General features: G+C 50.0%; 1 protein-coding gene. It reads right to left on the reverse strand.

The window, feature by feature from the left end; translation table 11 throughout:
• The coding region (locus tag P0G09_RS20505; RefSeq protein WP_275253603.1) for a ParA family protein at positions 1-230 on the reverse strand (230 nt) is incomplete at its 3' end.
• Between the last annotated feature and the right edge of the window lie 58 nt (positions 231-288).

Raw genomic sequence — 288 nt, forward strand, 5'->3', positions numbered from 1 at the left:
TGGTCGTTTATTGCTTTCTGCATCAGGGTCGAAAGAGTAACGGGCAGTTCGTCCGGCTTCTGCCAGCCCAAACTAATGGTGAGTGAACCCTGCGGGTCAGCGTCTACAAGTAGGACCTTCTTACCCTCGGCGGCAAGGCCAACACCCAGATTTTCACAGGTTGTTGTTTTGCCAGTGCCTCCCTCTTGGTTGACAATGGCAATCGTGGTTGCTTTTTTGGAAATTTTTATCACCCCCGTTTCGCTAAATCGTGGTTGGTCTGATTCTGATAGTAAAGCTGCATGGTGG

The sequence above is a fragment of the Faecalibacterium sp. DFI.5.82 genome (assembly GCF_029076575.1).
GTDB classification, from domain to species: Bacteria; Bacillota; Clostridia; order Oscillospirales; family Ruminococcaceae; genus Faecalibacterium; species Faecalibacterium duncaniae.